The organism is Pseudomonas sp. FFPRI_1 (genome assembly GCF_055384485.1).
In genome coordinates, this window is sequence record NZ_AP029168.1 from 4,926,887 (window position 1) to 4,941,726 (window position 14,840).

At 66.5% G+C, this 14,840-nt stretch carries 8 protein-coding genes; 3 read left to right on the forward strand and 5 right to left on the reverse strand.

Going from position 1 to position 14,840, the window contains the following annotated elements:
• Positions 1-92: 92 nt before the first annotated feature.
• Positions 93-1,133, reverse strand: a complete 1,041-nt coding sequence (locus tag ACZ5BO_RS21810) for a hypothetical protein (protein ID WP_464696441.1) — start codon at positions 1,131-1,133, stop codon at positions 93-95.
• Between the two features lie 425 nt (positions 1,134-1,558).
• Between ACZ5BO_RS21810 and ACZ5BO_RS21815 the strand changes: the two genes are divergently transcribed.
• From ACZ5BO_RS21815 to ACZ5BO_RS21825, 3 genes are all read left to right on the forward strand, one after another.
• On the forward strand, positions 1,559-3,316 hold the full coding sequence (locus ACZ5BO_RS21815) for a flavin monoamine oxidase family protein (RefSeq protein WP_025130401.1): 1,758 nt from the start codon (positions 1,559-1,561) through the stop codon (positions 3,314-3,316).
• A complete protein-coding gene (locus ACZ5BO_RS21820) occupies positions 3,303-5,033 on the forward strand; it encodes an alpha-keto acid decarboxylase family protein (RefSeq protein ID WP_464696443.1) in 1,731 nt (576 codons plus the stop codon). The genes ACZ5BO_RS21815 and ACZ5BO_RS21820 overlap by 14 nt, the downstream gene beginning before the upstream one ends.
• Positions 5,034-5,145: 112 nt before the next feature.
• The gene (locus tag ACZ5BO_RS21825; protein WP_464696444.1) at positions 5,146-7,152 is read left to right on the forward strand and encodes a hypothetical protein; all 2,007 of its coding nucleotides are present in this window, start codon (positions 5,146-5,148) and stop codon (positions 7,150-7,152) included.
• Positions 7,153-7,209: 57 nt separating this feature from the next.
• On the opposite strand, the gene ACZ5BO_RS21830 is transcribed toward ACZ5BO_RS21825, so the two are convergent.
• The 4 genes from ACZ5BO_RS21830 to cobN form a co-directional block, all read right to left on the reverse strand.
• Positions 7,210-8,856: a phospholipase D-like domain-containing protein gene (locus tag ACZ5BO_RS21830; RefSeq protein ID WP_464696445.1), complete on the reverse strand. Its 1,647-nt coding sequence runs from the start codon at positions 8,854-8,856 to the stop codon at positions 7,210-7,212.
• A 406-nt stretch (positions 8,857-9,262) separates the two neighbouring features.
• On the reverse strand, positions 9,263-9,871 hold the full coding sequence (locus tag ACZ5BO_RS21835) for a vWA domain-containing protein (protein ID WP_464701337.1): 609 nt from the start codon (positions 9,869-9,871) through the stop codon (positions 9,263-9,265).
• A gap of 53 nt (positions 9,872-9,924) precedes the next feature.
• The gene (locus ACZ5BO_RS21840; RefSeq protein WP_464696446.1) at positions 9,925-10,932 is read right to left on the reverse strand and encodes an ATP-binding protein; all 1,008 of its coding nucleotides are present in this window, start codon (positions 10,930-10,932) and stop codon (positions 9,925-9,927) included.
• A gap of 131 nt (positions 10,933-11,063) precedes the next feature.
• On the reverse strand, positions 11,064-14,837 hold the full coding sequence (cobN, locus tag ACZ5BO_RS21845; protein WP_464696447.1) for a cobaltochelatase subunit CobN: 3,774 nt from the start codon (positions 14,835-14,837) through the stop codon (positions 11,064-11,066).
• Between the last annotated feature and the right edge of the window lie 3 nt (positions 14,838-14,840).

Sequence of the window (14,840 nt, forward strand, 5' to 3'; positions counted from 1 at the left end):
CCACACCAGCGCTGAGGGCCGCGGGTTGATCTAGACCCCGGCCATCACCTGCGGGCTCCCGCCGTTCAGTACTCGGGAGCCCGTCTGGCGTTCTAGTGCCGCAAACGCGCCAGGGCTTTCCTGCCCGGTTCCGCCAGCAAGGGTTGCACTTGCGCCCAGGTGAACGACCGATCCAGTTCACAACCATCACCATAGGCCGGCGTCGTCAGCCGGATGCCCTGACGATCGAACGTCAGGTTGTAGCTGTCATTCTCGGCAAGGGCGCTACAGCCCTCTGCGACTTCGACCTGGGAAGCCAGCCACAGCCGCAGTTTGTCTGGCAGTTGCACGCTGCCCGAGTAAGCATCGTGCCACTGGAACTTCGCGCCGAACCAACTCCAGGGATCGACCTCCTCTGCACTGGACAGATCCCAGGTATGAAAACCCCAACTGATGCCATTGCGCCCGGTCCCGGCGGCCCACTGATAGAACCTGAATGTCACCCAGTTCTCCGAGCGGTAGTAAGGCGAGACGACACGTTCATCGACCTCGACCTTGGCGTAGTTCAACAGCGATTGCCGGAGTTGCTCGTAAAAGGTCTGCGCCTGCCCGGGATAGCTGGCCAGCCTCGACAAGTCCGCATTGACCTTCGCGATCACGTCCCCCTCTCCCACCAGCACCATGACCTCCTGGCCATAACGCTCCCTGCGCTCATAGGGATAACCCGCTACGTCACGACGGCTGAGCCGGGTGTTCGACAACGCGGTTTCCACCGGTTTGCGAAAGGCCTCACTGGCACAGTTGTCCGCGCTGCTGGAGCCGCTTTGTCGCAGCAGGCGCAGGCGCTGTTCATGGCCGTCGACACTCGCCGTTCTGGCGGCGTTCAATACTCCCGACTCAGCGACCTTGAACATCCAGCGCGCCTTGTTCTCCGGCTCGCTCCAGACACCCGCGTCGCGAACCAGCCCCAGTGCTTGCACAGTCGCAAGGTCCAGCTCGTACCAACCCGCCGTGGCCGGCTCTGAAGAGTTGAAACACAGCCTGATTTGCTTGCCGTCAAGAACCCCCTCCCAGACTCCGCTCAATCCCGTATCGGCAACCGCCGCCGTGAGGAAAAAACTGCTGAGAACGATACATGCCAAGGGTTTGAACATATGAATCGACAACTCCTCAAGAGACCTGGAACGCGGCTCGCCTGCATGGCCTTGGCTTGCTGACAGATCGGCGATGGGCAAAGGAGCGATCATACCTGCCCTGAAGTGCGTGACGTTCAGTGTTTAAACCCATCAAGGGCTTGCCCCCCCTTCACTAACGGCTCGTCACCGTGATCGGCGGTCGGCACCTGCAGCGTGCAGACCTTGCCCTGATCCAAGGGCCTCTGCGCCTGCCGTCGACCCGAAGCCGGGGCCAGCGACACGGACTGTATCAGCGCCTTTACATTGTCCGACAATCAATGGCAAGTCCCCGGCTGCACGGGGCGAAACCGCCGATGATGGCAAACTGGAATTTCGCTGGAACTGAACAATACTACGTCGCCAACGGGCCTCTCTGCCCGCCTTCCAGCGAAAAGGAATTCAGCATGAGCACTCAAGAACTCGAACTCGATGTCGCGGTGGTTGGCGGGGGTGCGTCGGGCACCTACAGTGCCTGGCGCCTGCAGCATGAACAGGGTGAAAAACTCCGGATCGGCCTGTTCGAATACAGCGCGCGCATCGGTGGCCGGCTGTTCAGCATCAACCTGCCGGGCCTGCCCAACGTGGTCGCCGAAGTCGGCGGCATGCGCTACATCCCCGGCCCCGGGGGCCATGTGCTGGTGGACAGCCTGGTCAAGCAACTGCGCCTGCCGAGCCAACCCTTCCCCATGGGCGCACCCGCGCCGGTGGGCTCGAAAAACAACCTGTTCTACCTGCGGGGCAAGCGCTTTCGCTACCGCGACTTCAAGGAAGCGCCGCACAAGATCCCCTATGACCTGGCCTGGTCCGAACGCGGCTACGGCCCCGAGGACCTGCAGGTCAAGGTGATGAACTACGTGTACCCGGGCTTCGACCAGCTCAGCCTGTGCCAGCAGATGCAGGTCAAGGTGTTCGGCAAGGAAATCTGGAAGTACGGCTTCTGGGACTTGCTGTACCGGGTCATGAGCAACGAGGGCTACCAGTTCATGAAGGACGCCGGCGGTTATGACGCCAACGTTGCCAACGCCAGCGCGGTGACCCAGTTGCCCGCCACCGAATACAGCGACGACACGGTCTTCCTGACCCTGACCAAGGGCTTCCAGAGCCTGCCCCTGACCCTGGCGGCGAAGTTCGCCAAGCTGCCGGGGGTGCTGCCTGGCAAGCAGCGGGTGCAGATGAACCAGCGCCTGGCGAAGATCAGCTACGCCAAGGACCCTGAGTTCCCCTATCGCCTGCATTTCCAGAGCACCGTCACCGAAGACGGCAACACCCGGGACGCCGCCGGCCACCAGGTGGTCAAGGCCAGGAAGATCATCCTGGCCATGCCGCGCCGGGCCCTGGAGCTGATCGACGCACCGCTGTTCGAGGATCCCTGGCTCAAGGAGAACCTCGGCTCGGTGCTGATGCAGTCGGCGTTCAAGCTGTTCCTGGCCTACGAGCAGCCCTGGTGGCGCAGCCTGGGCCTGGTGGCCGGGCGCTCGGTCACCGACCTGCCGGTGCGACAGATCTACTACATGGGCACCGAATGCGAGCAGCCCGGCGGCGAGGCGAATCTCAACTCGCTGCTGATGGCCTCCTACAACGACATCGGCACCGTACCCTTCTGGAAAGGCCTGGAAGGCGGCGCGCCCTTTGTCGGCCACCTGCCCGCCAACCTGGCCGGGCGCCTGCAGCTTGCGCAGGTGGTGCCTAAAACCGAGTTCCAGGTCAGCGACGAAATGGTCCGGGTGGCGCAGATGCAGGTCACCCAGGTCCATGACCAGGTGGAACTGCCACGGCCCTACTCGGCGGTCTATCACGCCTGGGACGCCGATCCCTACGGTGGCGGCTGGCACGAATGGAAAGCCAACTACCGGCTCGACCAGATCATCTACCGCATGCGCCATCCGGTCGCGGACCAGCAGATCCACATCGTCGGCGAGGCCTACTCCATCGGCCAGGGCTGGGTGGAAGGCGCACTGACCGTGGCCGAATCGACCTTGCAGGACTTCTTCGGCCTCAAGCGCCCCAACTGGCTGTCCAAGGACTATGCCCTGCTGCCCGCGCTGCCCGCGGACGGCTGCACCCTGCCCAGCGACCAGCCGTTGCCGTGCCAGGACTGCGCCAAGACCCTGGATGGCGTCACCCAGTTCGCCTACGAGGGGATCGACCATGGCCAGCAATAAGCCCTTTACCGTCGCCGACTACCTGCTCACCCGCCTGCACCAACTGGGCCTGCGCAAGGTGTTCCAGGTGCCCGGAGACTACGTCTCGCACTTCATGTCGGCCCTGGACGATTTCGACGGTATCGACGCCGTCGGCGAGGTCAATGAAATGGCTGCGGCCTACGCCGCCGACGGTTACGCCCGCTACGCCGGCATCGGCGCCGTGTCGCTGCAGTACAGCGTCGGCACCTTCAGCGGCCTGAACGCCATTGCCGGCGCCTATGTCGAGCGCAACCCGGTGGTGCTGATCAGCGCCAGCCCGTCGGCGCAGAACCGCCAGTTGATCTGGTCCCAGGACGTGCTGTTCCACCACTCCACGGGGGATCTGCAGGTGGGGTGCAAGGTCTTCGAACCCGTGACCGTGGCCAGCCTGATCCTCGACGACAGCGAGCACGCTCCGGCGCTGATCGATGAGGCCCTGGTCAAGGCCATCAGCGAACGCCGGCCGATCTACCTGGAAGCCTGGCAGAACGTCTGGGGCGAGCCCTGCCCCCACCCCCAGGGCGAACTGCAAGCCCTGGCCGCCCGCTGTGACGACGACTCGCTGCGAGCGGCCATCGAGGCCACCCTGCTGCGCCTGGGCAACGCTCGCTCGCCGGTGATCATGCTCGGCATCGAGGTGGCCCGCTTCGGCCTGCAGGAGCAGGTCATGCGCCTGATCGAAGCCAGCGGCCTGCCCTTCACCACCAGCCTCGAAGCCAAGACCGTGGTCGACGAGAGTCACCCGCAGTTCATCGGCACCTACGCCGGCACTGCCTCGCGCCTGTGGACCCAGGCCCTGATGAAGGACGTGGACTGCATCCTCGCCCTGGGGGTGATCTTCACCGACGACTACCTGCAACTGCTGGCAAAGGACTTCAGCCAGATCATTCTGGTCAACACCCAGCTGGCCCGTACCGGCCTGCAGTACTACCCCCATGTGCCGCTGCCGCAATACCTGCAGAGGCTGTTGGGGGCCATGGGCCTGGACAGCGATTACCCGTTGCCCTGCAGTGCTCATGAACCGCCCCCGGCGGTGCGCCTGCAGCAGGGCAGCGCCGACGATCCCCTGGGCTACGAGCTGTTCCTGGAGATTCTCGAGCGCGTCGCCCGCGTGCAGAACCTGTGGGCCGAAAGCAGCCTGATCCTCGGCGAAAGCTCGGCGCTGTACGCCGCCAGCAACCTCAACGGCCTGCCCCGGGACAGTTTTGTCGCCGATGCCATCTGGGGTTCCCTGGGCCACGAGACCGGCTGCGCCCTGGGAGTCGCCCTGGCCAGTGGCCGACGCCCGGTGGTGGTGGCCGGCGACGGCGGCTTCATGATGATCTGCCAGTCGCTGTCGACCCTGGCCCGCAACCGCATCAATGCCCTGGTGTTCGTCATGAGCAACGAGGCCTACGCCATCGAACAGGCCTTCGTCGACATCGATGCGTTCGAGCCCGGCGGCCAGTTCGCCCCCTTCGACCTCCTGCCCACCTGGGACTACCTGGCCCTGGCCAAGGGCTTTGGCGCCGAGGGTTTCAAGGTCTCGACCCGCAGCGGGCTGGAGCAGTTGCTGCCGCAATTGCTGCGGCTCAAGGACCGGCCGGCACTGATCCAGGTGGTCATCCCCCAACGTGACCTGGCGCCGCAGATCAAGCGCCTGGCCAAGCCGGACGGCCCGCTGTTCGTCGCCCGCCACAGCCACGACAACGACTGACACAGGCCCAAGCCAGGCACCGGCCGGCCGGCGAACGCATGCATCGCACTGCTTTCGCCGGCACACCTGCGCTGCCCGGCCATGGCGCTAAAAAACCAAGGAGCCACGAATCATGGACGTCCCCTTTCTGCGCAGCAGCCTGGTCGCCGGCCTGCTGCTCGCCACCTGCAGTGCCCAGGCCCACACCATGAACCATGGTGCCGAGGCCAAGGTCATCCGCTTTACCCCCGTGCCGCCGGACATGCCCTACGAGCAGGTGCTGCAACACTGCGTCAGCCGCCAGGACACCGAGCCCGACCAACTGCTCTCGGGCCTGGGCGGCACCCGCTACCCGCTGGTCAGCCTCACGCAGCCGGAGCAGGTGCAAGCCTTCTACAGCCAGGGCATGGCCCTGCAATACGGCTTCAACTTCTCCGCGGCGATCCGCGCCTTCTACCAGGCCAGCCGTTTCGACGACGACGCGGCCATGCCCTACTGGGGCATTGCCCTGTCGGCCAACTCCAACATCAACAGCGTCGCCACCACCGGCTGCAACCAACTGGCCTACCGCTCGGTGCAGATCGCCCTGGAACATGCCCAGGCCCGACTCAAGGACAGCGCCGCCCAGGCCGCCTTCAGCCCCCGCCAGCTGCAGCGCGAGGTGGACTACGCCCAGGCACTGCTGAGCCTCTACAGTGAACAGGACGGCCAGATCATCCTCAGCGGCGAAGGCAACCGGCGCTACGCCGACGCCATGAAGACGCTGTCGGAAACCTATTTCGACGACCTGGATGCCGCCACCCTGTACGCCGACGCCCTGCTCAGCCTCGATCCCTGGAAGTGGTGGGAAGGCACCGAGGCGGTCTCCGACAGGGTCAAACCGACCCACGAGGCCTACGAGGCGCTGCAGGTGCTGAACCGGGTGCTGGTGCAGGACGACCAGCACACCGGGGCCAACCACTTCTACATCCACGCCATCGAGGAGTCGCCGTTCCCGGCCAGCGGGCTGCCCATGGCCGATCGCTTTCGCGACCAGAACCCGGCCATCGGCCACCTGGTGCACATGGCCTCGCACATCTACCAGCGCATCGGCAACAACGCCCTGGCCAGCACCGCCAACTACACCGCGGTCTCGGTGGACCGCGCCTACACCCATCAGGTGCAGCCACAAAGCCCCTACGCCCTGCACTACCTGGGGCACAACATCCACTTCCTGACCTGGACCCTGTCCATCGAGGGGCGCCACAACGAAGCCATGAACATGGCCGAGGAACTGGTGGAGAACACCACTCAATACTCGGCGCTGCCCTTCCTCTGCCAGCAGTACCCGGCCGAGCTCAAGACCAAGACCGACTACTTCTACGCCGTGCCCTACTACTTCGCCGTGCGCTTCGAAGACTGGGACGCCCTGGCGCGGATCGAACCGAAGATCGACGCGGGCCTGGCGACCATCAACCAGACCTGCAAGGCGGCCAGCCAGGACTGGCAGGCACTGACCCGGCCCTACTCCCAACTGATGAAGAGCTATGCCCTGGCCTACCAGCAACTGAGCGCCCAACACCTCAATCAGGACCAGGCCCGGGAGGCCCTCAAGGGCTTCTGGCAGGCCGTCGCCGCGGCCCCGCTCACGGGTGAGAACGCCCTGCAGTACGGCAACAACCCGGCCCTGCAACTGCTGCGCATCGCCAACCTGGTGCTGATCAATCGGGCCCAGTCCAGCGCCGCCGGGCCGCTGGACCTGGCAGCCCTCAAGAACCTCGGCAACCAGGTGTTCAAGCAGCAGCAGGACGGCCTCAACGGCGACCTGCAGGCCCTCGAAGGCGACGCCGGCAAACAGCAGATCGCCGCCTGGCGCAAGGCGGTGCAAGTGCAGGATGCCCTGGCCTACAACGAGCCGCCGGACTGGTACTACACCCTGCGCGAATCCCTGGGTTACGCCCTGCTGGAGCAGAAGCAGTACGCCGAGGCGGAGCGGGTCTTTCGCGAGGACCTGGCGGGCAATCGCCTCAGCGGCCGCTCCCTCAACGGCCTCAAGCTGAGCCTGCAGAACCAGCCCGGCAAAACCGTGCCGGCGCTGCTGGACGAACAACTGCAGAGCGCCTGGCGCAACGCCACGGTGAGCCCGGTGCCCAGGCTCTAACGCGTGAGTGCGGTGCCTGGCCCTGGGAGAAAAGCCGGGCCAGGCGCCGGTGCCCGCTCAACGCCCGGAAAAGCGCAGCCGTGACAGCTGGCGCAGATCGCCTTCCAGGTAATAGGCATCGCTCCAGCTGTCATCCACTGCCAGCGGCTGCACCTGTTTCAAGGCCAGTTGCCTGGCGAAGTAGCGAAACCGGTAATGCTCGTAGAAACGCAGCAGTTCCAGGCCGTAGCGGTCCGCAAGATCCGTGTCGCCACGGATGATCAGGAAGTTCTCGTCATTGCTCTGGCTGGCGCCGACGCTGAGGTTGTGGCTGCCGCTGATGATCACCGGCGCGTCGCTGGTGAAGTCGGTGACGATGGCCTTGGTGTGCACCAGCAGGTTGCCCTTCTGGCCCTTGAGGCCTTCCTTGAGCCAGCCCTCCAGGCCGTTGTTGAGCAAGGCGGTGGCGGCGAACTCGGCGCTGCGGTCGGCGTGGAAGCCAGTGATGCGGCTGGCGGTGTTCTGCAGGCCGTAGCGCAGCACATCGTCATGGGGCTGGCCGAGCAAGGCATCGAGCAGGCTGTCGGGCAAGGCGAAGGAGGTGACGAACAGCAGGTCGCGGCGGGCGCTGTTGATGATCTCGACGAACTCGCTCAGGTCGCCCTGGCCGCTGCGTGGGGAGAACCCGGCAAACAACGCGGCGTCCGCTTGCATGGGGTTGTTCTGGGTCAGCCATTTGCGGGTACTGCCCACATCCGCGGGGTTGGCCCAGACTTGCTCGAACACCTGCAGGTAGTGCGCGGCAAGCGCGGGGTTGTCGAGGCAATGGACCACGTTGGCCTGCCGGTAGACCCCGTTGGCGGTGAAGTTGGTGCTGCCGCAAAGCACCGCGCCGGGCTGGCGCTGGCCGTTGGCGTCGAGGCGGCTGAGGACGATGAACTTGTCGTGGAAGATCGCGTGGGTCACCCGCCCGCGCTTGTTGGCCTCGGGCAGGTGCTGCAGGCTGGCCTGGTTCATCGTGGTGTCGGCATCGCCAGGGGCGGCGTGGTACAGCACCCGCACCTGGACGCCGCGATCGAAGGCGGCGTTGACCGCGTCGATGATCGACTGCAACTGGTACTCGTAGATGGCGATGTCCAGGCACCAACTGTTGTCGACCGCTCGCTGGATGAAGCCCAGCAATTGCTCCAGCAGGCCGTTCTCCAGCCACTGCCGCGCCGCGTCCGGCCAGGCTTCGATGGGCAGGGTCTTGTTGCCACTGAGCTGGGAGTCCAACTCGGGAAACTTGCGGGAAAACGCCTGGCTGGCGGCCACCGCGCGGTTGAAGATCACCCGCTGCCCCGGGGGCTGGCCATTGTCGGCGGTGAGGCTCAGCAGCAACGACTCGCCCAGTTGCGGCGCATCGCTGCTGCCATAGACCAGGTGCACCCGGTAGTTGAGGGTGGCGCCTGGGTTGACCGCGTAGTCAGCCCAGCGGAATTTCTGCAGCGGCGCCTGATCGCTGGGGGTGGCGTTGTACTGGGGAAAGGTGTGGGGCTTGCCGGGGAAAGTCAGGCTGTTGAACAGAAACAGCCAGGGTTTGTTACCGGTCTGTTTTTCGATGGCAAACCCCAGCAGCCCCTGGCGCCGCGACGCATCCAGGTCCATGGCCAGCAGCACCCCGTTGGTTCCGGCATAGGCCTTGACCCGAAAATCGTCCTTATCGTTACGCACCAGTACGCGCATGAAGTCACTCCTGTGAAAGACAGCGCAAAGCGTAGCCGCTTCCCGCCCCACTGCAGACAACAACAGCCTCGCCCGGTGCAGGAGCCGGCTTGCCGGCGAAGGGGCCCTTGAGTCTTGTGCTGTCCTTGCGGACGCCTTCGCTGGCGAGCCAGCTCCTACAGCTGGCGCGATAGCGGCGTCGTTCTTGTAGGAGCCGGCTTGCCGGCGAAGAGGCCCTTGAGTCTTGTGCTGTCTTTGCGGACGCCTTCGCTGGCAAGCCAGCTCCTACAGCTGGCGCGATAGCGGCGTCGTTCTTGTAGGAGCCGGCTTGCCGGCGAAAGGGCCCTTGAGCCTTGTGCTGTCCTTGCGGACGCCTTCGCTGGCGAGCCAGCTCCTACGGGGGATGTGCGGTGTGTCGGGGAGGTCGTCAGGGCGTATGGACGTCGAGGTGCTGGTAGTCAGCGTTGAGGAGAGTCGCCAGATCGCGGGCCCGTCCCAGGCGGATCGGGCCGCGCTCGATATCGATCAGCAGGGTCGGACAGTTCAAGGGGGCCAGGGCTGGCAAGGTTTTCAAGCGCCCGTCGGTGATCAGCAACAGCCGTTGCTGCTCCGCCGGCAGCCGCCGCTGACGCTGCTCCAGCCAGTGCGCGGCTTCGTGCAGGGCCTGTGACAGCGGCGTGCCGCCGCCGGCCCCCAGGCCGTCAAGCCAGTGCCGCAGGTCCTTGGAAGCCTTCAGGCCCTGCACTTGCCAATGCGGGGCGCGGCCGCTGGCGGTCAGCAGCGCCAGGCGCGCGCGCTGGCGGTAGGCATCGTCGAACAGCTGCGCCAGCAAGCCCTTGGCATCGCTCAAGGCATTGTGCCGGCGGGTCGATGCCGAGGCGTCGACTATCACCAGCCACAGTTCATGGGGCGAACGACTGCGCAGTTGAAACAGCAGGTCTTCGCGTTGACGTGGCCGGCCCTTGAGCAAGGTGCCCGGCCAATTGATCCGGCCTTGGCCGGCGCTGCGGCTGCGGCCTTGCCTGCCGTGGTTCAGGTGCCCCGCACGGGGCCTGGCATCCGCCCCCGCGTCAGACCGGGGACGGATGCCTAGGGCTTTTTTGGCCAGTTCGGCACTTCACGACGAGCCCCCGTGGGCAGGGCCTGGGCCGGCATTTCGCCCCATTGCCCCTGGCCTTCGCTGGGCTGGGCATTATTCGGGGCCGGGGCCTGGGGGCTTTGCCCTGCTGGAGGGGCACTGGGCGCATTCTCTCGGCGGCGGTGGCGCAAGGCGAACTCGGCCACGGCGTCGATATCTTCCTCGGCGATGGCGCTGGCGCCACGCCAGGCGGCGTGGGCCCGGGCCGCCCGCAACCACACCAGGTCGGCGCGCAGGCCGTCCACGGCAGCGGCAAAGCAGCGCTCGGTGATCAGCGCCAGGGCCTGATCGTCCAGCGGGATGTTCGGCAGGGCGCCTCGCGCCTGCTGGCAACGCTCGCGCAGTGCGGCCTGGGCCTCGGCCCACTGGGCGCAGAAGCCTTCGGGGTCACTGTCAAAATCCAGCCGCCGGCGAATGATCTGCCCCCGCTCCAGGGGCGCGGTCTGGCCGCTCAAGGCCACGTTGAGGCCGAAGCGGTCAAGCAGTTGCGGGCGCAGTTCGCCCTCCTCCGGGTTCATGGTGCCGATCAGCACGAACTTGGCCGAGTGACGGTGGGAAATGCCGTCGCGCTCGATCAGGTTGGTGCCGCTGGCCGCCACGTCCAGCAGCAGGTCCACCAGGTGATCGGGCAGCAGGTTGACCTCATCGACATACAGCACCCCGCCATCGGCCTTGGCCAGCACCCCGGGAGAGAACTGCGCCCGGCCCTGGCCCAGGGCGGCGTCCAGGTCCAGGGTGCCCACCAGGCGCTCCTCGGTGGCGCCCAGGGGCAAGGTGACGAACGGCCCGCTGGCCAAGAGATCCGCCAGGCCCCGGGCCAGGGTCGACTTGGCCATGCCCCGGGGCCCTTCGATCAGCACGCCGCCGATCTTCGGGTCGATGGCGGTCAGGCACAGCGCCAGTTTCAGGGCATCGGCGCCGACCACGGCGGACAGCGGGAAATGTGGGGTGTCGCTCATGTCGGGGTCTCGCTTGGGTCGGGTCGGGGGTGTCCGGGAGGGGCTTTCGCGAGCAAGCTCGCTCCTACAGGTAGCGCATTGCCGTTGTAGGAGCGAGCTTGCTCGCGATCGAGTGCACAGCACTCGCCGCCTCAGGAATCTTCTTCAATATCCAGCAGCAGGTTTTCCAGGGCCTCGCGGTAATCGCCGGGCTCCTGCCACAGGCCACGCTGCTGGGCCTCCAGCAAGCGCTCGGTCATGTCCCGCAGGGCGTGGGGATTATGCTGGCGGACGAACTCCCGGGTCGAGTCATCCAGCAGGTAGGCGTCGGCCAGCAAGGCGTATTGGTGATCATCGATCAGCTCGGTGGTGGCGTCGAAGGCAAACAGGTTGTCCAGGGTCGCCGCCATTTCGAAGGCGCCCTTGTAGCCATGGCGCTTGACCCCTTCGATCCACTTCGGGTTGGCCGCCCGGGAGCGGATCACCCGGTTCAACTCTTCCTTGAGGCTGCGGATCTTCGGCAGGTCCGGCTGGCTGTGGTCGCCGTGGTAGCTGGCGGCCTTGGCCCCGCTGAGGCTTTCCACCGCCGCCAGCATGCCGCCCTGAAACTGGTAGTAGTCGTTGGAATCGAGCAGGTCGTGCTCGCGGTTGTCCTGGTTCTGCAACACCGCCTGCACCCGGGCGAGGCGCGTGGCGAACTGCTCGCGGGCGGCGGTGCCTTCGTCGCTGCCGCCGTAGGCGTAGCCGCCCCAGTTGAGGTAGACCTCGGCCAGGTCCTCTCGGCTCTGCCACAAGCGGCCGTCGATCGCACCCTGGACTCCGGCGCCATAGGCCCCGGGCTTGGCGCCGAAGATCCGCCAACCGGCCTGGCGCGCCGCCGCCTCGGCATCCAGGCCGGAGGCCACCAGGGCTGCACGCTCGGCGCGAACTCGGGCGGCCAGGGGGTTCAACTCTTCGGGTTCGTCGAGGGCGGCCACCGCTTGCACCGCGGCGTCGAACAGGCGGATCAGGTTGGCGAAGGCGTCGCGGAAGAACCCGGACACCCGCAGGGTCACGTCGACCCGGGGCCGGTCCAGCAGGCTCAGGGGCAGAATCTCGAAGTCGTCCACCCGCTGGCTGCCGGTGGCCCACACCGGGCGTACGCCCATCAGCGCCATGGCCTGGGCGATATCGTCGCCGCCGGTGCGCATGGTGGCCGTGCCCCACACCGACAGGCCCAGTTGCAGCAGGTGGTCGCCGTGGTCCTGCAGGTGGCGTTCAAGGATCAGGTTGGCCGACTGGAAACCGATGCGCCAGGCGGTGGTGGTGGGCAGGTTGCGCACGTCCACCGAGTAGAAGTTGCGCCCGGTGGGCAGCACATCCAGGCGCCCGCGGCTGGGGGCGCCGCTGGGGCCGGCGGGAACGAAGCGCCCGCTCAAGGCATCCAGCAGGCCGTGCATTTCTGCCGGACCGCAAGCATCCAGGCGCGGCGCCACAACCTCCCGCAGCGCCTCGACAATGATCTGCACCGGCTCCCAGCCGGGTTGCTGCAACTGCGCCAGGGGGCCCTGCAGCGCCGCCTCGATCAACTGGCCAGCGTAGAGCTCCAGGCGCTCGCGGGTATCGCCGGCGGTGCGCCACAGGGCGCCGTCGAGGGCTTGCAGGGGTTGCGGACGGCGGCCGGTCCAGGGTTCGGCGAGGGCACAGTCCAGCGGGTCGAACCCCAGCTCGAAGGCCTTGGCCAGAGCCCGCAGCAGGCTGGCGTGCGGGCCCTTGCCGTCACCCCGGGGAATGCGCAGCAGGGCCAGCAACGTGTCGATGCGCAAGCGCCCCTCGGGGGACTCACCGAACACATGCAGGCCATCACGGATCTGCGATTCCTTGAGGTCGCACAGGTAGGTGTCCAGGCGCGGCAGCCAGATCGCCGCATCGGCGTCGCTGTCGAGCTGTTCACCGAGCTGCAGTTCGCGGTCGATGTGGGTCTCGCGCACCAGCTTGAGAATGTCCCGTTGCAGCTCCCGGGCCCGCCGTGGGTCGAGCAACTGGGCTTCGTAGTATTCGTCTGCCAGCAGTTCCAGGTTGCGCAGCGGGCCGTAGGTTTCGGCGCGGGTCAGGGGCGGCATCAGGTGGTCGATGATCACCGCCTGGGTGCGACGCTTGGCCTGGGCACCCTCCCCCGGATCGTTGACGATGAACGGGTAGATGTTCGGCAGCGGCCCCAGCAGCGCATCGGGCCAGCATTGCTCGGAAAGGCCGACGCCCTTGCCCGGCAGCCATTCCAGGTTGCCGTGCTTGCCGACGTGGATCACCCCATGGGCGCCGTAGGTCTGGCGCAGCCAGAAGTAGAAGGCCAGGTAGCCGTGGGGCGGCACCAGGTCCGGGTCGTGGTACACCGCGCTGGGGTCCACCTGGTAACCCCGGGCCGGCTGGATGCCGACGAACGTCAGGCCAAAGCGCAGGCCGGCGATCATCATCCGCCCGTCGCGGTACATCGGGTCCTGTTGCGGCGGGCCCCAGCGTTCCAGCAAGGCTTGCCGGTTGGCCTCGGGCAACGCCTGGAACAGCGCCAGGTACTCGTCCAGGGCCAGGCTCTGCTGGCAGGGGCGCTGGTCGAGGCTGTCCAGGTCATTGCTGACCCCGCCGAGCAACTGCCGGATCAGCTCGGTGCCGCTGGCCGGCAGTTCGGCAGGCAGCGGATAGCCTTCGGCGTGCAGGGCCTTGAGGATGTTCAATGCCGCGGCCGGGGTGTCCAGACCGACGCCATTGCCGATGCGACCATCCCGGGTCGGGTAGTTGGCCAGCACCAGGGCGATGCGTTTCTGGCCGTTGTCCAGGCGCCCCAGCTCGACCCAGCGCCGCGCCAGCTGGGCGACGAAATCCATGCGTTCGGGCTGGCCGCGGTAGCAGACCACGTCCGACTGGCTGCGCTCGCTGCGCCAGGCCAGGTCCTTGAAGCTGATGGGCCGGCTGATGATCCGTCCGTCCAGTTCCGGCAGGGCGATGTGCATGGCCAGGTCCCGGGGGCCCAGGCCCTGCTCGCTGTCCCGCCAGCCCGGTTCGTTGTCCTGGGCGCAGATCGCCTGGATCACCGGGATATTGCGACGAAACGGCCGCAGGTGCGGGGCTTCGGGGCTGGACTGGGCAAAGCCGGTGGTATTGAGGATCACCGCGGCCGCGGTTTCATCCAGCCAGTCTTCCACCTGGCTCAGGCAACCGGGCTCCTTGAGGCTGGCCACCGCTATGGGCAAGGGGTTGAGGCCCGCCGCCAGCAAGCGCCGGCAGAACAGGTCGATAAAGCCGGTGTTGGCCGCCTGCAGGTGCGAGCGGTAGAACAGCAGCGCCGCCACCGCCTGTCCCTCCTGCCAGTCGGCCTGCCAGTCGCAAAGGGCGGCCTGGCTTTTGTGCGGGTGGTAGATCGCCGTGCGCGGCAGGGTCTGCGGTTCGCTCCAGGGGTAGTCGCGCGCCAACAGGCCGCTGGCCAGGCAGCGGTAGAAATTCAGCGCGTTGTCGCGCCCGCCCTGGCGCAAAAACTGCCACAGGCGGTCGCGCTCACTGGCAGCAACCGTGCTCAAGTCGCTGAGCTCCGGGTCCGGGCGGTCGTCACCCGGCACCAGGATCAATTGCACCCCGCGCTGGGACAGTTCCACCAACTGCTCGACGCCGTAGCGCCAGTAGGCGATGCCGCCGTGCAGGGAAATCAGGATGACCTTGGCGTGGCGCAGCACCTGGTCCACATACAGGTCCACCGAGGCGTGGTTCTGCACCTGCATCGGGTTGGCCAGGCGAAAGCTGGGGTAGTCCGCGGGCAGCTGCTCGGCGGCGTCCGCCAGCAGCGCCAGGCTGGAGTCGCCGCTGCACAGGATCACCAGCTCGGCGGGGGTTTGTCCCAGGTCGGCAATGTTGTCATCCGACACGAAACCGCCGGGCTGGGTCCTGAGCAGGTGCATGGC